Annotated in this window: 16 protein-coding genes; 7 read left to right on the top strand and 9 right to left on the bottom strand. The window is 48.0% G+C overall.

The features are described from left to right. Positions 1 to 5 precede the first annotated feature (5 nt). Together argJ and mutT are read left to right on the top strand one after the other, a co-directional pair. Complete coding sequence (gene argJ / locus ACG1BZ_RS17915) at positions 6 to 1,208, top strand: bifunctional glutamate N-acetyltransferase/amino-acid acetyltransferase ArgJ (RefSeq protein ID WP_413663005.1); 1,203 nt, start codon at positions 6 to 8, stop codon at positions 1,206 to 1,208. A 9-nt stretch (positions 1,209 to 1,217) separates the two neighbouring features. Further along, positions 1,218 to 1,616, top strand: coding sequence for an 8-oxo-dGTP diphosphatase MutT (mutT, locus tag ACG1BZ_RS17910; protein ID WP_413663004.1), 399 nt, complete (start codon positions 1,218 to 1,220; stop codon positions 1,614 to 1,616). Between the two features lie 53 nt (positions 1,617 to 1,669). Here the strand turns inward: mutT and yacG are convergent, their stop codons facing one another. From yacG to pilB, 5 genes are all read right to left on the bottom strand, one after another. Beyond that, on the bottom strand, positions 1,670 to 1,885 hold the full coding sequence (yacG, locus tag ACG1BZ_RS17905) for a DNA gyrase inhibitor YacG (protein WP_108734183.1): 216 nt from the start codon (positions 1,883 to 1,885) through the stop codon (positions 1,670 to 1,672). Positions 1,886 to 2,204: 319 nt separating this feature from the next. Beyond that, positions 2,205 to 2,813 carry a dephospho-CoA kinase gene (gene coaE / locus ACG1BZ_RS17900; protein ID WP_413663003.1) on the bottom strand — a complete coding sequence of 203 codons (609 nt, stop codon included), beginning with the start codon at positions 2,811 to 2,813 and terminating at the stop codon, positions 2,205 to 2,207. Between the two features lie 110 nt (positions 2,814 to 2,923). Then, a complete protein-coding gene (locus tag ACG1BZ_RS17895; protein ID WP_413663002.1) occupies positions 2,924 to 3,808 on the bottom strand; it encodes a prepilin peptidase in 885 nt (294 codons plus the stop codon). A gap of 5 nt (positions 3,809 to 3,813) precedes the next feature. After that, entirely contained in the window at positions 3,814 to 5,028 is a 1,215-nt protein-coding gene (locus ACG1BZ_RS17890; RefSeq protein WP_413663001.1) for a type II secretion system F family protein, read from the bottom strand. 156 nt (positions 5,029 to 5,184) lie between these two features. Continuing rightward, positions 5,185 to 6,897 (bottom strand): type IV-A pilus assembly ATPase PilB, encoded by a 1,713-nt coding sequence (gene pilB, locus ACG1BZ_RS17885; RefSeq protein WP_413663000.1) that lies wholly within the window; start codon positions 6,895 to 6,897, stop codon positions 5,185 to 5,187. A gap of 385 nt (positions 6,898 to 7,282) precedes the next feature. Between pilB and ACG1BZ_RS17880 the strand changes: the two genes are divergently transcribed. Together ACG1BZ_RS17880 and ACG1BZ_RS17875 are read left to right on the top strand one after the other, a co-directional pair. After that, positions 7,283 to 7,840 (top strand): pilin, encoded by a 558-nt coding sequence (locus ACG1BZ_RS17880; RefSeq protein ID WP_413662999.1) that lies wholly within the window; start codon positions 7,283 to 7,285, stop codon positions 7,838 to 7,840. A gap of 65 nt (positions 7,841 to 7,905) precedes the next feature. Continuing rightward, positions 7,906 to 8,652, top strand: a complete 747-nt coding sequence (locus tag ACG1BZ_RS17875) for a hypothetical protein (RefSeq protein ID WP_413662998.1) — start codon at positions 7,906 to 7,908, stop codon at positions 8,650 to 8,652. Between the two features lie 143 nt (positions 8,653 to 8,795). Here the strand turns inward: ACG1BZ_RS17875 and ACG1BZ_RS17870 are convergent, their stop codons facing one another. The 3 genes from ACG1BZ_RS17870 to imuA form a co-directional block, all read right to left on the bottom strand. Next, positions 8,796 to 11,972, bottom strand: a complete 3,177-nt coding sequence (locus ACG1BZ_RS17870; protein WP_413662997.1) for an error-prone DNA polymerase — start codon at positions 11,970 to 11,972, stop codon at positions 8,796 to 8,798. Positions 11,973 to 12,054: 82 nt separating this feature from the next. Then, a complete protein-coding gene (locus tag ACG1BZ_RS17865; RefSeq protein WP_413662996.1) occupies positions 12,055 to 13,560 on the bottom strand; it encodes a Y-family DNA polymerase in 1,506 nt (501 codons plus the stop codon). A gap of 21 nt (positions 13,561 to 13,581) precedes the next feature. After that, positions 13,582 to 14,289, bottom strand: a complete 708-nt coding sequence (gene imuA, locus ACG1BZ_RS17860; protein WP_413662995.1) for a translesion DNA synthesis-associated protein ImuA — start codon at positions 14,287 to 14,289, stop codon at positions 13,582 to 13,584. A gap of 206 nt (positions 14,290 to 14,495) precedes the next feature. On the opposite strand from imuA, the gene dcd reads away from it, so the two are divergent. Genes dcd through ACG1BZ_RS17845 form a run of 3 tightly spaced genes read left to right on the top strand, consistent with a single transcriptional unit; the run spans position 14,496 to position 16,492 of the window. Beyond that, positions 14,496 to 15,065 carry a dCTP deaminase gene (dcd, locus tag ACG1BZ_RS17855; RefSeq protein WP_282933840.1) on the top strand — a complete coding sequence of 190 codons (570 nt, stop codon included), beginning with the start codon at positions 14,496 to 14,498 and terminating at the stop codon, positions 15,063 to 15,065. Positions 15,066 to 15,098: 33 nt separating this feature from the next. Continuing rightward, positions 15,099 to 16,307, top strand: a complete 1,209-nt coding sequence (locus ACG1BZ_RS17850; protein ID WP_413662994.1) for an NAD(P)/FAD-dependent oxidoreductase — start codon at positions 15,099 to 15,101, stop codon at positions 16,305 to 16,307. After that, positions 16,307 to 16,492 carry a hypothetical protein gene (locus ACG1BZ_RS17845; RefSeq protein ID WP_413662993.1) on the top strand — a complete coding sequence of 62 codons (186 nt, stop codon included), beginning with the start codon at positions 16,307 to 16,309 and terminating at the stop codon, positions 16,490 to 16,492. Before ACG1BZ_RS17850 ends, ACG1BZ_RS17845 begins: the two co-directional genes overlap by 1 nt. A 238-nt stretch (positions 16,493 to 16,730) precedes the next feature. On the opposite strand, the gene ACG1BZ_RS17840 is transcribed toward ACG1BZ_RS17845, so the two are convergent. Further along, positions 16,731 to 19,013 carry a nitric-oxide reductase large subunit gene (locus ACG1BZ_RS17840; protein ID WP_413662992.1) on the bottom strand — a complete coding sequence of 761 codons (2,283 nt, stop codon included), beginning with the start codon at positions 19,011 to 19,013 and terminating at the stop codon, positions 16,731 to 16,733. Positions 19,014 to 19,538 lie beyond the last annotated feature (525 nt).

Here is a 19,538-nt window from a genome sequence, read left to right as displayed (position 1 = left end):
TTCTTATGCCTGAATTATCCATACCCGTTGTCGAAGGGGTTCGACTCGCCAGTGTACCCGCCAGGATCAAAGACTGGGAACGCAATGACCTTTTGTTGGTTGAGCTTGCTGAAGGAACTTCAGTTGCAGCCACTTTTACCCAGAATACTTTTTGTGCGGCTCCAGTAACGGTTGCCAAAGAGTATATCGCCAAAGGAGAAGTGCGAGCCCTGGTCGTTAATGCCGGCAATGCCAATGCCGCTACTGGGGTAAGGGGGCTGGCGGATGCCCGGGCTACATGTGAGGCGGTGGCAGATGCACTGAAGATTTCTGCTGAACAAGTATTGCCTTTTAGTACTGGCGTCATTGGTGAGCACTTACCGATGGAGAGGTTACTCGCTGCTATTCCGGGGTCTGCTGGACAGCTTGATCCCGCCGGATGGGAGTTGGCGGCCGAGTCCATTATGACTACGGACACCCGGCCAAAGATTGTGAGCCGCAAGTTAATGATTAATGGTGAAGAGATTGCCGTTGTCGGTATTGCCAAAGGTTCCGGCATGATCCAGCCGAATATGGCTACCATGCTCGCCTATGTCGCCACTGATGCCGGTGTGACGCAGTCCCTGCTAGATCAAATGGTGCGCGAAGTTGTCGCGGCCTCATTTAATCGAATTAGCGTAGACGGAGATACCTCGACGAATGATGCTTGTGTTTTGATGGCCACAGGTGCGCGGGGGGAGATGATCAGCAGCTCTGAGAGCACTGGCTACCTGGAGTTGTATAGAGCAATTTCGGAAATACATATAGAGCTGGCCCAGGCCATTGTCAGGGACGGTGAGGGGGCGACCAAGTTTGTTACCGTACAAGTGGATGGCGCGCTCAGCAGTGAAGAGGCCTTGACGGTAGCTTTTGAAGTCGGTGATTCTCCGCTGGTGAAAACTGCACTTTATGCCTCAGACCCCAACTGGGGGCGGCTGGTTATGGCGATCGGCAATGCTATCCAAGGCGAATTAGACACCGATAAGGTGGAGATTTTCCTCGATGATGTACAGGTAGTAAGTGCCGGTGGGCGCGCATCTGGATATCAAGAGCAGGCTGGAGAGCAGGTATTTTCAAAACCTGAATTTACTATCCGTATAGAGCTGGGTCGCGGTGCCAGCAGTGAGCACATCTGGACCTGTGACTTCTCTCACGGGTATGTCACCATCAACGCAGAATATCGGACTTGAGGTAGTAGAGTGAGTAAGGTTGTCCATGTTGCTGTCGGTGTAGTAACCCGAGGGGATGGCAAGATCCTGATTGCCCGCCGTCCCGACCATTTGCATATGGGGGGGCGCTGGGAATTTCCCGGTGGCAAGGTGGAAGCTGGTGAGTCTGTGCAGGAGGCGCTCTATAGGGAGCTACTTGAAGAGGTGGCCATTGAAGTACAGGAGTTGCAGCCGCTGGTGGAAATTCGTCACGATTACCCTGAAAAAACTGTGCTGCTGGATACTTGGCTGGTAACGCAGTTCACGGGTGAGGCCCATGGACGAGAGCAGCAGGAAATCAAGTGGGTGTCTGCTGGGGAGCTGGATAACTTCCACTTCCCCGATGCCAATCAAGCAATTATTGAAGCGGTAAAAGGGAGTTCCTCCTAAGCTTCTTCTTGAACAGCTGCTTGCAGGCAGCTGTTCAAGTGGGTTGGATGGCCTTAATGGCGGGGCTTGTTCGGGTCCAGATCATCACTCAGCACATCGTCATACACTGACTCCCCGGGAATCTTGTGTCCTTCACTAGCCCATTCGCCGAGATCAATCAGCTTGCAACGTTCGCTACAAAAAGGTTTGAAGGGAAACTTATCGCTCCACTCAATGGGCTTTTTGCAGGTAGGGCAGTTGAGTGTCGGCGTTACGCTGGATTTAGGCATAAGTTAGCTTGGGCTCTAAAGTGATCTGAATCGGAATTGTACTCTAATTAACTTAGAGAGCCTCTGAATAACTCCGTGATACCTCTGGCATGCAGAGCGGTTCACAATCAAGGCGCGGCTTCGCAGGAATGTCTAGACCTTTCAAGAGGTCGCAACGCGGAGTGTGAATCGCTCTGCAAGCCCCGAAGGGCGGGCCCTGAAGGCCACAGCTGCTGCGTTGCAGCTCTTGCAAAGGGCTACGGCCATTCGCGGCGAGCTGCGCCTAACATCTGCAACCTTCAAGGCCCGCAGAGGCATTACGGAGTTATTCAGAGGCTCCTTAGCTCGATTGTTCCGGCCGAGCAATCCGTAAGTATTCCCGGTGGAGCTGCTCTATTTGAGCTTTGAGTGAGGCTAAGTCACTAGCGTTATCCAGTACATCATCCGCCTTCTCTAGTCTTTGCTCCCTTGTCAGTTGGGCCGTCATGATTTTGCGAATCTGTTCCTGCTGGCTGTTATCACGCGCGCTGGCGCGCTCAAGCTGCAAAGCCTCGGGTAGATCGACTACACAAATCCTGTTAACGAGCTCATATTGGCCTGACTCAATCAGGAGGGGGGATTCCAATATTGCGTAGGGCCCCTGACTTGCGTTCAGTGAGGAAGTTATTTCTTCTCTAATCAGTGGGTGTAATAGACTTTCCAGCCATTGCCGTTCGCTTGGGTCGTCAAATATCAGTGTGCGCAATTTGCTCCGGTTTAATTCGCCACTTTCCAGTAAGACATCGGCCCCAAAGTGTCGGGCTATCTGTTCCAGAGCGGGCTTTCCAGGTTGTACCACAACTCTTGCCGCCCAGTCTGCATCTACTACATTAATGCCCAGGCCACGGAAATACCCAGCGGCTGCTGACTTTCCGCTACCGATCCCGCCGGTTAAACCTACGGTAAACAATGGCTGCCCTCCCCAAGAATAAATAGGTTGCACTAGAAATAAAAACCCCGGCCAGATAGCTGGCCGGGGTCATAGTAATGCAATTAGATGGAGGGTAGGTAGCTGGCGGCTTAACCGGTAAGTCCAGAGATATTGAAGTACCAGCTCATAATGTGGCTCCCCCAAAGCATAGCGATCCAGCCGGCACCAGCCAGATAGGGACCAAAAGCGATGGGTAGGTTTCGATCCCGCCCAACCGCAATGCTCCAGGAAATTCCCGCGATAGCCCCTACGACGGCAGAAAGTAGGATGACCATCGGTAGCACCTGCCAGCCAAACCAAGCTCCGATAGCTGCCAGGATTTTAAAGTCACCAGCCCCCATACCTTCTTTGCCGGTAACAATCTTAAAGATGTGAAACACCAGCCAAAGAGATAGGTAGCCGGCAATAGCACCGATTACTGCGTCCTGCAGAGAAGCAAACACTCCCCAAATATTGATGATTAAACCGGCCCAGAGTAGCGGCAGAGTAATACTGTCTGGGAGCAGTTGCTTGTCAAAATCGATACCTGTTAAGGCGACTAAGGCCCAGGTAAAAAAGCATCCAGCCAGTGCCTGCCAGGTGAAGCCCAATTGCCAGACAACGATAGCGGTCAAAATGCCGGTAATCAGTTCCACCATTGGGTAACGTTTGGAAATGGAGGTACCACAGGAACCGCACTTGCCGCGAAGAAATAGGTAGCTAACAATGGGGATATTTTGCCAGGCTTTGATCTCAACATGGCATTTGGGGCAGTGAGAGTGTGGGAGTACCAGATTAAAAGGCTTTTCTAACTCTTTCTGCTCCTCGCTAGGAGGCTTTTTATCAAAGTAACTATAGAAGTCCCGCTTATATTCCCGCTCCATCATAACGGGGAGACGCAGGATTACGACGTTTAAGAAGCTACCTATAAGTAGGCCCAAAATAAAGGCGCTGCCTATGAGCAGCGCCGGGTAAAAGGTTAGGGTTTCAATCATCTGTTTTAAACAACTTGACCCAGCTGGAAAATAGGCAGGTACATGGCGATCATCAAGCCGCCGACCAGAATACCCAGCACTGCCATAATTAGCGGCTCAAGCAGAGTAGTAAGGTTGTCGACCATATTGTCTACAGCCTCTTCGTAGTAGTCGGCTGACTTACCCAGCATTTCATCCAGGGCACCAGACTCTTCACCGATGGCTGTCATTTGTATCAGCATGGTGGGAAAAACCCCCGATGTTCGCAGCGCGGTATTGAGGGGGATACCCGTTGCGACGGAATCTCTTATTTTAAGGGTTGCCTCGGTATAGATACTATTTCCGGTTGCTCCTGCAACAGACTTAAGTGCGTCGATCAGGGGAACCCCGGCGGCAAAGGTTGTCGAAAGGGTACGGGCGAATCGTGCTGAGATAGAGTTGTAGGTAATTTGGCCGATAATTGGCAGTTTTAAAATAAGGCGGTCAAAAAACTCGGCCACTTTTTTATTGCGCTTTTTGGCTTCGATCGTGCCGCCAATACCGACAATAGTAATAACAAGGGCTATAAACCAGTTTGCCTGCATCCATTCTGACATGCTGACGACCAGTTTTGTGAATGCGGGTAGATCCGCTCCGAAACTAGAGAAAGTGGTGGCAAATTGAGGGACTACCTTGATTAGCAGAATTGAAGTTACAACAAGTGCAACTGCAATTACCGCAATAGGGTAGGTCATTGCTTTTTTGATTTTTGCCTTTAAGGATTCTGTTTTTTCCTTATAGGTGGCAATTCTGTCCAGCATGGTTTCCAGTGCGCCAGACTGTTCACCTGAGGCAACTAAGTTGCAGAATAAATCGTCAAAGTACATCGGGTGTTTACGCAGTGCATCTGCAAATGCCGTGCCCGAGGCAACTTCGGTGCGTATTTTATAAACTAATTCTTTGACCCCCTGGTTATCCATGCCGTCAGCAACAATCTCAAAGCTCTGTACCAGAGGTACACCAGCCTTCATCATGGTAGCCATCTGCCGAGTAAACAGTGCGATATCGGCAGGTTTGACTTTTTTCCTGCCGCCGCCGAAGAGAGGGGTAGGCTTCTTCTGGACGCGATTGGCGATGATTCCCTGTTTGCGCAGCTGGGCCTTTACCAGTGCTGGGCTCGTACCGTTGATCTCACCTTGAATTTTAGCCCCTTTACTGTCTACTCCCTTGTAGATGTATGCAACTGCTGTAGCGTTGGCCATAAATGTTACCCTGGATATACTTTTCACTTCTGCATATTTGAAGTCGACAGAAGAGTGCTTTTGATTCTTTATTCGATATCTTAAAACTCGGCGGCTTATGCCGGCTTAAAATGAGATTTCACTGCGGAGCCTAACCCCATGTTAGGTTAAAAGCAGTTAATCCTTGGTGACCCGGTTGGCCTCCTCCAGGCTGGTGACACCCATCACAACCTTTCTCAGTGCTGAAACTCTCAGATTGTTGAAGCCCTCTTGCCGAGCTTGATCTGCAATCTGAATAGAGTTGCCTCCTTCCATTATAATTCTGGAGATGCCGTCAGTAATGCGAACCACTTCATACACACCTACGCGGCCCTTATAGCCTTTAGAGCAGTGCTCACAACCCACGGGCTGAAAGATACTCCAGTCGCTTTCAGGGATTGTAACGGCGGAAAAGCCCTCAGCCTCAAGTACTTCGGGTGGAAGGGTGGTTGGTTTCTTACACTCATTGCATAATCTTCGAGCCAAGCGCTGCGCAATAATTACGCTCACTGAGGTGGCAATATTAAAAGTAGGGACGCCCATATTCATTAGGCGAGTCAGGGTTTCCGGTGCAGAGTTGGTGTGTAGTGTTGAAAGCACCAAGTGCCCGGTTTGTGCCGCCTTAATGGCGATTTCGGCCGTTTCCAAGTCCCGGATTTCCCCCACCATAACAATATCGGGATCTTGCCGCAGGAACGAACGCAGGGCCTCGGCAAAGTCGAGTCCGACTTTTGCTGAAACATTGACCTGGTTGATGCCCTCGAGATTGATCTCCACCGGATCCTCTGCAGTAGAGATATTGAGCTCCGGGGTGTTCAGGATATTAAGTCCCGTATAAAGCGAGACCGTCTTTCCTGATCCTGTGGGGCCAGTAACTAAGATCATTCCCTGCGGTTGGGCCAAGGCGTCCATATAGATTTGCTTTTGCTCATCCTCATACCCAAGGGCATCAATGCCGAGCTTGGCAGAGGAGGGGTCGAGAATACGCAGTACAATTTTCTCACCCCAGAGAGTCGGCAGGCTGTTAACGCGGAAATCGATAGCCTTGGTTTTGGAGAGCTTCATTTTTATGCGGCCATCTTGGGGAACCCGCTTCTCAGAAATATCCATCTTGGACATCACTTTGAGGCGTGCGGAAAGCCTGGAGGCCAGCTGGATGGGGGGCTTGGCAATTTCGTGCAAGACCCCATCGGTACGAAATCTCACCCTGTAGGATTTTTCATAAGGTTCGAAGTGGATATCTGAAGCCCCGGTGCGGATTGCGTCGAGAAGCACCTTATTTACAAAGCGAACTACCGGTGCTTCATCGCCACCGGGTTCTTCATCATTGCCGCGATCGGAATCGTCCTCACCAACATTGAGGGAATCAAGTTCCTCGTCCTCCATGCCATCGAGGCCCGCTCCCATATCGTCACCCTGGGACAGGTAGTTCTCAATGGCTTTGGCGAGCTTATCGGCCTCGACTATGACGGGGTCAGTATTCAACCCAGTATTAAAATTTATCTCATCCAGGCCGGCAAGATTGGTTGGGTCCGCCACCGCTACAAATAGCCGGTTGCCCCTTTTATACAGTGGAAGAGCGAAGTGTTTGCTGACAAGCTTATCGTCGACGATATCCCTTGGAATCAGCTCAAAGTTATAGCTGCTGAGGTCAAAAAGCGGAGTGCCAAATGCCTGTGAAGCGATCTTGGCGAGCTCAGAGCTTTTAACCAGTTTGGTTTCCGCTATATGCTGGACAAAGCTTTGATTTTCTCGCCGGGCCGCTTTAACGGCAGATAGCGCGGTTGATTCATCAAAAATTTGATCGGCAACCAAACGCTTGGCTAGGCCGCTAAGAGGGGGTGCTGTCATTGGTCACACTGCCGTATAGGGTTACTACATGCTTGTTGCTTAAGAGGCTGGGTTAGCCTAAAGCATTACATCCAAAGCGTATATTTAGGATATCGAACGGAATATAGCGAAATAATAAACGAGAGCCAATAAATTGAAAGACTTACTAAATGTCTCGGGTATAGCCGTCAACTGCTAAAGAGTGACAATTTTTGTCGGATATCGAAGATTAGTGTCAATCTTCGTAGGGTGAATCTGATGCAGAGAGCGAATGTGTGATCAGTAACGCAGTTGCAGGGTGGGGTTGTAATTAGTATTTGTTAACGTTGGCACAAAGCTTGTATATTGTTCAGCGACTTCCTCACGGGATTCACTATTTCAAATAGTCTGTATGGAGACGGTTACAATGAAAAAGCAACAGGGTTTTACTCTTATTGAATTAATGATCGTAGTCGCGATCATCGGTATTTTGGCAGCTGTAGCTCTGCCGGCTTACCAAGATTACACCGCTCGCTCCCGAGTAGCAGAGGGCCTCACTTTGGCTACTGAAGCGCGCGCAGTTGTTGCTGACAACGCAGCTAACGTAGTACCGGATGCTGCCGGTGGCTTTGCTGCTGGCTACCCAACCTCTAATGCTATTGGTGTTGCGACTGCTCCCTGTAATGCTGCAGGTGATTGCGTTCTGACCCTGGGCAATAACGGCGCTGCAGGTGGCTCCCAGAATGTAAACACTATTACTGTGGATACTGCTAATGGCCAGATTGATATCGCTTTTGGCACTCGTGTATCCGCTGTGGGTGAAGAGACTCTGAGCCTGGTTCCCACTGCTGCAGGTAATGGCCTGGTGGTAGGTGAGCGCCCAACTGCGCCAATTATCTGGACTTGTTTCGCTGCAGATAAGGCCAATGCTCCAGCAGAAGCAACTCTGCCAGGCAATATTGCACCGGCTGAATGTCGCGCATAATCCTGCTTAAGTTGTGATAAAAAGCCTCCTTTATAGGAGGCTTTTTTTGTTGATAAGGTGGGTGGATGTTATTTCAGGCAAAGTTAAAAGCGACGGGCTACCACGCTCTGGTTACATTATCGGTAGCGGCTTTGATGCTGATTGCTGTTTATGGGATTTGGTATCCGGGCGAGCTTGCCGACATGATGGCGGGGGCGAATCTCTTTTTGCTTGTAATGGGCGTAGAGTTGGCCATGGGGCCTTTGATGTCCCTGGTGATCTTTAACCCCCAGAAGCCCAGGCGTGAATTAGTCCGCGATTATCTTTTGGTGGGAACGGTACAGCTGGCTGCATTGATTTATGGGTTGTATGTAGTCACACTTTCGCGGCCGGTCTATCTGGTTTTTGTTAAAGATCGAATAGAAGTCGTTGCCGCTTCTGAGCTGGATGCCGTTGATATGAAAGCGGGAGCCAATGGCTATACGGATAAGCCCTGGTTCGGCCCGAAGCTGGTCTGTACAGAGGGGCCAGTGGATGCCCAGGAAAAATCAGATTTGCTTATCTCAGCGTTGAAGGGTAAAGACATCCAGTTGTACCCTAAATATTACCGACCCTGTTTTAAGGGTGAAATAGCCGGTAGGGCCTTTGGAAGGGACAATTTTGAACTTATTGCCAAGGCCGAACAGCAACCCCTACCTTCAGATCTACAGGGTCAAGACTTCTTATGGCTGCCCGTTGTAACACGATTTGGGGCTTGGACCGCCGTTTTTACGAAGGAAGAGGGGGTTGATAACGCGACCTACTATGATATCCATCCTTTTGAGCAGAGATGACTTTTGGGCTGCCAGTGATATGAGTTTAAAGCCTTCTGTTTTCCTATACTTAGATATGAACTCCTCCCTCACTAGGTGAAGTAGAGTTACTTGAGTGAGGGTTGCTCGATAAGGTCACTGGAATACGTCTAGGGGAAGTGTTTTCAATGAAAATTTCTTGTCTTCTGGTAATTTTTCTCATTGATACTTGATATTCTTCTGGCGATGACATGGGTGGTCTTATAGCTGTTGTTATTGGCCTCTTTAGAGATTTGTAGCTCCCCATGAACAATCAATATGCCTCCATGGATAACCTCTGCTTTATATAAGGTTTGATAGGCCTCATAAATCACTACATTTATGCAGCCTGTTTCATCTTCCAGGGTTAAAAACATCACTCCAGATGCGCTTCCGGGCCGCTGTCGGCAAGTTACCAGTCCAATGATGTCAATCTTTTCTTGATCAAGACGGTAGGTAAGATCCTTTGCCTTAGTATATTTCTGAAATTTCTTTTGCCTTCTTAATAGTGCGACAGGATGTTCGCCTAGAGTTAATCCTGTACTGCTATAGTCAATGTCGCTACTGTCTTTTATATAATTTCGCGGTAAAAATTTTGTCTGTGGCTTGCTGTAATCGGTTTCTATAGAAGTCCAATTGTCGTTATGGCGATTTCGAGTCAAGCTGATAAATGCATTAGCCTTAGTAAGGCAGGAAAGCTGCTCATGGTTTAGCTTTGAAAGTTCTTGAAATTGTTTTAAAGATTGGACTTTTGCATCCGCTCTAAGCTTTAGGATAGCTTTCTCTGTGGTTTCTTTTAGCCCTTTAATTAGACGCATGCCCAGGCGTAAAGCGGGAGTTTTATTGTTGAATGCTGAATTTTCCCTGAACGGCACTGCCGGCGTATTAACTGCTGATTTTCCTTTAGTATCGTAATTTTTCGATGAGGCTCTTTGTTGAGGTGAAGAGAGCTCTTGTATCTCTAAGCTGTGATCCCAATAGCTATAAAGTACATCAATAGGCAAAACCTTAACTCCGTGGCGCTGAGCATCATAAACTAGCTGTGCCGGTGCATAGAATCCCATCGGTTGGCTATTGAGCAGCCCACAGTAAAAGGCCGCTGGGTGATGGTATTTAATCCAAGCAGAAAAATAGGCTAAAAGCGCAAAGCTTGCGGAGTGTGATTCGGGGAAGCCATAGGAGCCGAATCCCTTCATCTGGTTGAAGAGTTGCTCAGCAAAACTATCCCTGTAGCCATTACTTTGCATTCCCTGCACAAGCTTATCCCTGAATTTATACAAATCTCCATTTTTTCCCCAGCTGGCCATGGCTCGGCGAAGCTCATCCGCTTCACCGCCGCTAAACCCTGCTGCGACCATCGAAAGTTGAATAACTTGTTCTTGAAATATAGGAACACCGAGAGTGCGCTCAAGCACTGGGCGTAAACTGTTATGAGGGTAGCGCACGGTCTCCAACCCCTGCTTGCGTTTCAAATAGGGGTGTACCATGCCGCCTTGAATTGGCCCGGGGCGGACAATGGCGATTTCTATAGTAAGCTCATAAAAATTTCGAGGTTGTAATCTTGGTAGCATGCTCATTTGAGCGCGAGATTCAATTTGAAAGACTCCAACGGTATCGGCCTTGCACATCATTTCGTAGACCTGTGGATCTTCGGCGGGAATATCTTGCAAACGCAATTTGGGGCCGTATAGAGCAATATAGTTCAGGGATTTACGCAGTGCAGTCAGCATACCCAGCGCGAGCACATCGACCTTCATTAGTTTTAAATCTTCAATATCCTCTTTGTCCCATTGGATTAGGGTGCGATCCTCCATAGCGGCATTTTCAATAGGAACCAGCTGGTGCAATGGTTGTTCTGTAATAACAAAACCGCCCACATGTTGCGATAGATGTCTTGGAAAACCATATATTTGCTGCAGTAACTGTGGGAACATTTTTCCTATTGCGCTGCTCGGATCTATTCCCACTTTCTGCATCTGTTGGGGGAAGCTATCTAGAGTGTCCCACCAGGCGCGTTCAGCAATAAGTTGTTCTATTGTGGCAGCGTTGATACCAAGGGCTTTGCCGATATCCCTTACGGCACTTTTAAAGCGGTAGGTGATCTTACTAGCGGTAAGTCCAGCTCTTTTGCGGCTATATTTTGTGTAAATATACTGAATAACTTCTTCACGTCGTTCGTGCTCAAAGTCTACATCAATATCTGGGGGTTCATTGCGTTCCCGTGAGATAAACCGTTCAAATAGCAATCCAATTTTATGAGGATCTATCTCTGTGATGAATAGGCAGTAGCAAACTACTGAATTGGCTGCGGAGCCACGGCCCTGGTACAAGATATGATTTTCCCGGGCAAACTGGACTATATCGTAAATGGTTAGAAAGTAATGCTCATACTGCAGTTCTGCTATTATTGCGAGTTCTTTATTGATAATCTCATCAATTCTCTTTTCAGGACCCTGTGGCCAGCGAGCAGCCCTTCCTATTTGTACTAGCTTTTTTAAATAGCTGCTCGCATTACTTTCTTGAGGGATAACTTCTGATGGGTATTCGTAACTGAGTTCGCTCAAGCAAAAAGTACACTGTTTGGCAATAAGGTTGGTATTGTCTATAGACTCTTTGGAGTGTAACGACTGGATATCACCTAAGCTGCGAAGGTAACGTTCAGCATTTTGCTCAATACGATACCCTAGATTATCCAGGGTACAGTTATGATAATTTGCGTTGAGTACATCTTGTAATGGCTTTCGGCTATAGCAGTGCATCAACACATGATTGGTTGCAACCAAGGAAATATTCTCTCTTCTTGCAAGCTCAGTAATTATATTGGACTTAAGGCTTTCCTCTGCGTGTAGGTGGTTGTTGATGGCAATGTAAAACCGTTCGCTGAAGGTTTTCTTGATTTCTTCAGGTATTTCTATCTTAATGAAATTTGGAATCCAGATGGCAATTAGGTTTTTGCATAGCTCTACCAAGTCACTTTGATAAGTAATGTAGGTTCCTTTTTCCGCCCTTAAGCGTGATTTTGAAATTAACTGGCATAGCTCGCTGTAGGCAGTTTTGTCCGGAGCCAGTAGAATTATTTCTATGTTGTTATGGAGCCGGAAATAACTGCCAAAAATTAGTTTAAACTCGGGATTTTTAGAGTCTGTAGACTTGATGGTTTCAAGTTCTTTATAGGCTCTAACAGCTCCGGAAAGGGAGCATTCATCGGTGATAGCAAGGGCTGTATATTGCAGGTTGTAAGCAGTTTGGACTAATTCCTGCGGATGCGATGCCCCCTGCAGAAAAGAAAAGTTGCTTTGACAAAAGAGTTCGGCGTACCTCATGCTGATTCTCTCGGCGTCTATCTGTTGATTGTGATGGGATTTGGGTTTTGGTGAAGATCAGTATTAAGAAAGGGGTTTAGGCTTAGCTATAAACGCCATGTAAAAACCACTCTTCGGTTGTAAGATCCTGAAAGACCCAGTAGAGCTCATCTCTTTTATTTCTTGCGATATAGTAATCCCGCCCATGACGCCCGTGCTGCCACCAATAGCCATCAATTCGCTCTGGCCCCTGTAATAGTTGTAGCTCTCCCTGATAAAATAACTTGTGCTCGCTACTTTCCAGTTTGGTTGGACGAGCTAATAGCCAGTTGGGGCGCGGTGCTTGGATGGGCTTAATTTGCTGTCCCTTAGCGTTACTTTTAATTATCAGGGTATCTGTATTTTGCCAGGCCTGCTCTGGTAGGTAGCTTTCTTTTAGGGCAATTCCCGAGAGTGCTTGATGACCGAGGCGGGCTTTTAATTTGTCTAATAGCTGTTGATTGCGTTTATGTTGGCTGCCTTCACCAAATAAATCTTCATCCAGTGATCCCTGCTCCAAGGGGAGTAAATGCTTGCAATTTAAGCTGATGGACTGCACTGGCTGATCAAGAGTTACTCTTTCCATTTGCAGCTTGGTTAGTGCTATTAGGCGTTGAGGGTCCAACTGCGGAGTGGAGAGTTCTACGGTTATTTCCTGAGATTTATTTTGGCCGAAATCCATATGCCAATTTAACTGTTGTGTGTAGAGCTGGCGTCGCTGCAACTGGAAGCATAATTCCCTTAGTAGGCGACCGATAGGAAATAGCAGCTGTTCGCTATTATCCAAGGGGCTGGGGAAAAATAGCTCGCTGCGGAATTGTGCTGGGGGCTGATAACTACAGACTGGATCTTGGCGAGTTCCGTTCAGGCGTGCCAGGTAGTCCACAAATGGGCGACCAAAACGAGAGCCTACCTCAGAGAGTGGAATAGCGAGCAGCTGGCTTACTCGCTTGATACCACATGCGTAGAGCTTGGAAATAGTTTTGTTGTCGCAATTAAGGAGCTTGGATGGGGCAAAGCTAATCCACTGTCTCCACTGCTGAGGGCTGGGCGGAGAATCTGATTGCGCAAGCCAGTGCCGGTGTTCGGTCAGTTGGCTTAGCATATGAGCTGCACTGGGACTGTGGCCGAGGCCCATCAGGCTGTAGATCCCCATCTGTTCAAGCTCATCGCTCAGCTGTTGTATCAATGCCTTGAAGCCACCGCTGGCTTTTAGGCAGCCACTCAGTTCCAGATAGAGGTGGGCGGGAGTGCTCTCGCCATTACTCAAAAGCCCTGCGGACTGAGGTGATACAAGTGGTGTAAAGCTGTATGCCCACTGGGCCAGCTGCTGTAACTCTTGTTGTTCCCGCTGGGAATCGCGTTGTAGCAGCTGTAAGTCTGCACAGAGAGCAGACGCAGTGGCAATACTGAGCCCGGTCTCGACGCCGCATTGGGATGCCGCTGGGTTTCTATCAATCACCAACTGTTTTTCAACCACAACTTGGGGTAGAGCCTCTTCTCCTTGTTGCTGAGCGCGGGTCAGAACTTCTAACGGAAGCCTGGGGAATTGAATACAAAGCCAGAGCATGGAGCTATCCCTCGGAACCGTTCAGTGCATTGGTTGGTCCCGTCGGACCAGTTTTGCTGCTCTTGCCAAATAGAGGTTCTGGCCTGAATTTCCACCCAATTGCTTTAAAAGCCTTAGTGCCAGCTCTCCTTCCCTGGGAGTGAGCTGTAGGCGCAAGCTCGCGGGTGAGGGGTTTGCTGATTCACACTGAGGGCGAAAGTGGAAGTGCAGACAGTCCCCATTGCGGGCAGCGAGCTGTAGGCGACGAAGATCTTTATGCTTCAGGGATTGCCGCCCCTGCCAGCTGAGTAAGGCACCACAGCTTCCGGATTGTAGGGACTGCTCGATCGCCCAGAGAGTATCCTTGGGGCCTCGGGGGTGCAGGATCAGCAGGTTCTCAAGGCGGATACCACTGTTGGCCAATGAGGGCGCATAGGGGATATGGGGTGGATTGACCAGTATGATCATTTGCCCCCTCTGAGTGAGATTTGCCAGGGCCGGAAGTATCAGGGTGAGTTCACCGATACCCATCTGGTCCATGAGTAGCTCAGTAGTGGCCCCTCTTGGCCAGCCGTGGTTCGCTAGGAGGGCATCGAGGCTTGGATAACCACTGGCGATGCCGTTTCGCTGTCGTCGGGGTTCATTCGCTGCTTGCCAGATATCGGCTCTGGTGAGTAGCTGTGCCAGTTTCTGGTGTTTTGCCTGGCGGTCTAACTGATTGTTTTCTATGAAGTTTTCTGCGCTGCCCACGATTCCACCACTGAATTTTAGTCCGATCTGGCCACTGTCTTCGTCTTAAACTGTATGTGCATACAGTAACACTGTTAATTTATACAGTATCTGTCCAGTGGCAACAAGTGAGAATTCCTTGGATAGGCACTTTTTTGCACAGCCTAAACCGGCTATGATTCCGCCTCTTTAATTGAGCACTAATTATTCTATTCAGGGGGGACGGAGTGAGTATCAAGTCCGACAAGTGGATTCGCCGCATGGCAGAGCAGCACGGTATGATTGAGCCTTTTGAGGCCGGTCAGGTGCGTCATAACGATAATGGCGATCGACTCATCTCCTATGGCACCTCCAGCTATGGCTACGATGTTCGCTGTGCTCGTGAATTTAAGATTTTCACCAATGTTCACTCAGCGACAGTTGACCCCAAGACCTTCGATGAAAACAGCTTTGTGGATGTTGAAGGCGACCACTGCATTATTCCGCCAAACTCCTTTGCCCTGGCGCGTACGGTGGAGTATTTCCGTATCCCGCGCTCTGTATTGACGGTTTGCCTGGGGAAATCCACTTATGCCCGTTGCGGCATTATCGTCAATGTGACGCCACTGGAGCCGGAGTGGGAAGGTCATGTGACTTTGGAGTTCTCAAATACCACTAACTTGCCTGCGAAGATCTATGCCAACGAGGGTGTGGCACAGATGCTGTTCTTCGAATCCGATGAAGTTTGTGATGTGTCCTATGCCGATCGTGGTGGCAAATACCAGGGCCAGCGCGGCGTTACCTTGCCTCGCACCTGATCACCGGTCTTACTGCAGTACTATTTCCTACCTATGACAGAGGTTTCTACCAGCCAGCTACCTGAAAGCGTCGATGTATTGGTCATTGGCGCTGGGGCAGCTGGACTAATGTGCGCGGCTACAGCGGGCCAGCGCGGGCGCAACGTGTTGGTCCTGGACCACGCCAACAAAGTCGGAAAGAAAATCCTGATGTCTGGTGGTGGCCGTTGCAACTTTACCAATCTCTACACTAGTGCAGAGAACTTCTACAGTAACAACCCCCATTTCTGTAAGTCCGCCTTGGCTCGCTATAGCCAGTGGGACTTTATTGCATTGGTGGAAAAGCACGGGGTTGCCTATCACGAAAAAACTCTCGGTCAGCTCTTTTGCGACAATAAATCAAGGGATATTGTCGACTTGTTACTAGCGGAATGCCGTGCGGCTAAGGCACAGATCCGCACGCGCTGTAGCATTACTCAAATTCGAGCTTTGGGGCAGGGGTATAAGGTCGAAACCAGTATGGGGACGGTTACCTGTGAATCCTTGGTCGTGGCTACTGGAGGCCTTTCTATTCCCACCATGGGGGCGAGCGGGTTTGGCTATGAGATCGCTAAGCAGTTTGGGCTTGATGTAGTCCCAACTCGAGCAGCGCTAGTGCCATTCACCCAGCATAAACGGCAATTAGAGCGTCAGGGTACCCTGCCCGGCACCTCTCTATCAGTGACCGCTTCTTGCGCTGAAGGTAGTTTCCAGGAGCAGATGCTGTTCACTCACAGGGGGCTGAGTGGGCCAGCGGTTTTGCAAGTTTCCAGCCACTGGCGAGAAGGTCAAACGGTAATATTTGACTTGGCTCCAGAGAAAAATCTGGCAAAGTGGTTACCGCTGCGCCGACATCAGAGCCCGGATAGCCACTTGCACAGCGTTTTGGCTGAGGTTTGGAGCAAAAAGTTGGTACAGTTTTTCCTGCAGCGAGCGCAAATTACCAGCCGCCCCCTAAAACAGTTTGGGGAGGGGGAATTACAGCAAGCTGGGGAAAAGTTGCAAAGCTGGAAATTGGTACCGGCGGGCACTGAGGGTTATCGCACTGCTGAGGTAACATTAGGTGGAGTCGATACTGCACAGGTCTCTTCCCGTACTATGGAATGTAAAACCCGGCAGGGGCTTTATTTTATTGGTGAGGTTCTCGATGTAACCGGCTGGCTCGGCGGGTTTAATTTCCAATGGGCTTGGGCTTCAGGTCATGCTGCAGGAGAGGTGGCTTAATGGGAGATGTTATTCCTTTCAAAAGAAAAACCGCTTGGCAAAAGCACAAGGGCAGCACCCTGTGCAGGGAAGGTTTTCATAAATGGAAAGTGGTCACCGAGCGCAAGTTTGACGTAAAGCAGGGAAAGTTGGTTACTGAATATCGCTGTGAACGCTGTGGAAAAACGAAAATTAAACACTTGTAAATTTTTTCTCTCCAAGTCCGATATTCATAGGCCGGCTCAATTAATAATTAGGTAATTTACTTTCCCCTACTAAGAGAATTGTCAAAATTCAACATCTCTAATACGGGTGATTACTGAGAAAAGGTATTTTGGGGCCTCAGGAATTTCTATAATTTACCCATCTATGATTATGGGGTTAGCAAATAATGCAACGTTACTGTTGAGTTACGCAGTAACGTTGCATAGGTTTATAAGTAGTTTAAGAGACTGATTTGGTTTGCCCTGATAGATAGTCTACTGAACTATGCCTCTTTAGGTTCAGCACACCTTGTGTTACTTGCCATGTGATAGCCAGTGCACCGACGATAAACACCACATCACCAATAGTTCGTATCCATCTTAGAGTAACTAGCGTTCCACTTTGCATTAGGGTTTCACTGCGGGCATACCAAAGGCCTTCTGAAGCGCTCGCCATAAACTGGATAATACCGACCGGCAAAAGGCTGGTGAACAACATTAAAGCCAAACCTATATTCATCCACCAGAATGCCGTTTTCATCAATTTCTCGCTAAATATAAACTGGGGGCGAATATATCTAAGAACGAGTAAACTAAAGCCCAAAGCCAAGAACCCATATACTCCAAACAATGCACCATGGGCATGTGTGGCCGTGGTATTTAAGCCCTGAAGATAATATAACGCTATCGGTGGGTTAATAGTAAAGCCAAGTACGCCTGCTCCTAACATATTCCAGAAAGCAACAGCTACAAAAAACATCAAAGGCCATTTAATTTTTACCATCCAGGGTGCACGATTTTTTAAGCTATAGTGATCCCAGGCTTCATAACCCAATAAGATAAGTGGGACCACTTCGAGCGCACTAAATGTGGCCCCTACCGCCATAACGGGTGTTGTCGTCCCTGAGAAATATAGGTGGTGAAAAGTTCCCGGTACACCCCCTAGTAGAAATAATGACGCTGATGCTAGAGAAGTCACAGTAGCCATGCGTTTAGATACAAGGCCCATATTGAAGAAGATAAATGCAAGCGCAGTTGTAGCAAAAACTTCAAAGAAACCTTCTACCCATAAGTGCACTATCCACCAGCGCCAAAACTCCATGACCGATATGTGTGTGCGCTCGCCATAAAAGAAGCCTGCACCATAAAATAATCCTATGGCAATTACGGAGGCGGCAAACAGGGCTAGCAGGTTTTTATCACCCTTTTGCTTTAATGCTGGAACAATACCGCGCAGCATTAATGCCAACCATAGTACGATGCCGGTAAATTTACCGATTTGCCATAGTCTACCAAGATCTACAAATTCATATCCTTGATGGCCCAGCCAAAAGCTGAGCTCTGGTGGCAGAGTTTGTGCAATGGCTAGATAATTGCCGACAAATGACCCAATAACGACTGCTATCAATGCCCAAAACAATATATCAACACCAAGTTTTTGGAACTTAGGATCTTTACCACCGTTGATGATTGGAGCAAGAAATAGCCCGGCAGCTAAAAATCCTGTAGCTATCCAAAATAGAGCAGCCTGTATATGCCAGGTGCGTACCAGGCTGTATGGAAACCACTCCGATGTCTCTATCCCATAGAATCCTTGTCCTTCGACAGTATAGTGGGCAGTAAAACCACCTAAAAAAACTTGGAAAGTAAATAGTCCTACTATAGCTAGTAAGTATTTTCCAAGAGCTTTCTGTGAGGGGGTTAATTTGAAGGTGCTGATTGGATCTTGCTTGGGGGCAGTTGGGTGTTTGTCTTCAGTGCGTAGGAACGCCCATGCCCAAACTAGGGCGCCAATACCGGCAATCAATAAGACCACGCTAATAATAGACCAAATAATATTTTCGCTAGTTGGCTTGTTGTCAATTAATGGTTCGTGGGGCCAATTATTAGTGTAGGTTGCGCCACCTGGTGAACGCTCGGTTGAAGCTACCCAGGATGTCCAAAAGAAGAACTCAGTAAGTCGTTCTCGGCGATCAGCATCAGGCAGTGTAACCTCTTTCATTGCGTAATTTGCGCGGGTTGGCTGTAAAGCGGGATCACCCCCAAAAAGTGCATTATAATATTTTGCAGTTTGCTCTATAGCTGTGACTCTTCGCTTAGATAAAGTGGCATTTCCAGATTCGCTGCTATAGGTGTTGGTTCTATAATCTAATTTAAGGTCATACAGAAGTTTGTGTTTTTCCCTTTTGGATAAAGATTCATATGGTAGGCCAAATTCCTCTTTTGCCGCTATTGATAACCAATTAATTAGCTCTCGATGTAACCAATCAGCGGTCCAGTCTGGGGCTTGGTAGGCACCATGCCCCCAAATAGATCCCAGTTGCATTCCTCCAACGGATTGCCAAGAAGTTTGACCATCTAAAATTTTATCTTTAGTGGTCAGTATTTTGCCATTTTCTGAGACAAAGGCGTCAGGTATCGGAGGTGCCTTCCGATATATTTCACTGCCAAAATATCCGAGTATTGAAAAGGTTACAGTTAAAACGCCGATCAATGTCCACCAAAGAGATTTGTAAGTTCTCATCAGAGTTATCCTTGCCAATATAAATTGGCTTTTTTAGCAATATGCTATTTAAACTATTAATTTTCGTATATCTCCCTAGGCTGCTTGTAAACCAAAACATCGTAAACATCGGGTATCTCTAATTTTTTGGAGTGGATCTATGATGCCTGATTGAGTGTTAATAGGTTTTAAGCCTGACTTTTCGCGTTCTTGCTTAGCTGCGTTGATCTCATGAGATTGGCCTCCAGTAGAGGCGTTAACTTGCAACAGAAAAAACATAAACTCTCCTTTTCCTTGTGTTGCTTGAATAAATCAAATTGAGAATGGGCTTCTCAAAATAATGTTTGGTCTTGTAAGACATTGAATTTTTAGGTGACCGATACCTTGTATTTGGGTAATGAAAAATGGCCAATAATCGTTGTTAACCTGCCGCCCCTGGGTAGAGTTTGTGTAAGCGAATATATCGAAGTTCACTTGTTGGCCTCTTAAATTAATTAGCGGCCTTAAATTCAGGAAAGCAGCCCCTGACTTCAGAGCGCTTTCGCT

The sequence above is a fragment of the Microbulbifer sp. CNSA002 genome, assembly GCF_047324085.1.
Lineage (GTDB): Bacteria > Pseudomonadota > Gammaproteobacteria > Pseudomonadales > Cellvibrionaceae > Microbulbifer.
Note: the sequence above shows the minus strand (reverse complement) of the source record. Positions and strands in the feature narration are given on the sequence as shown.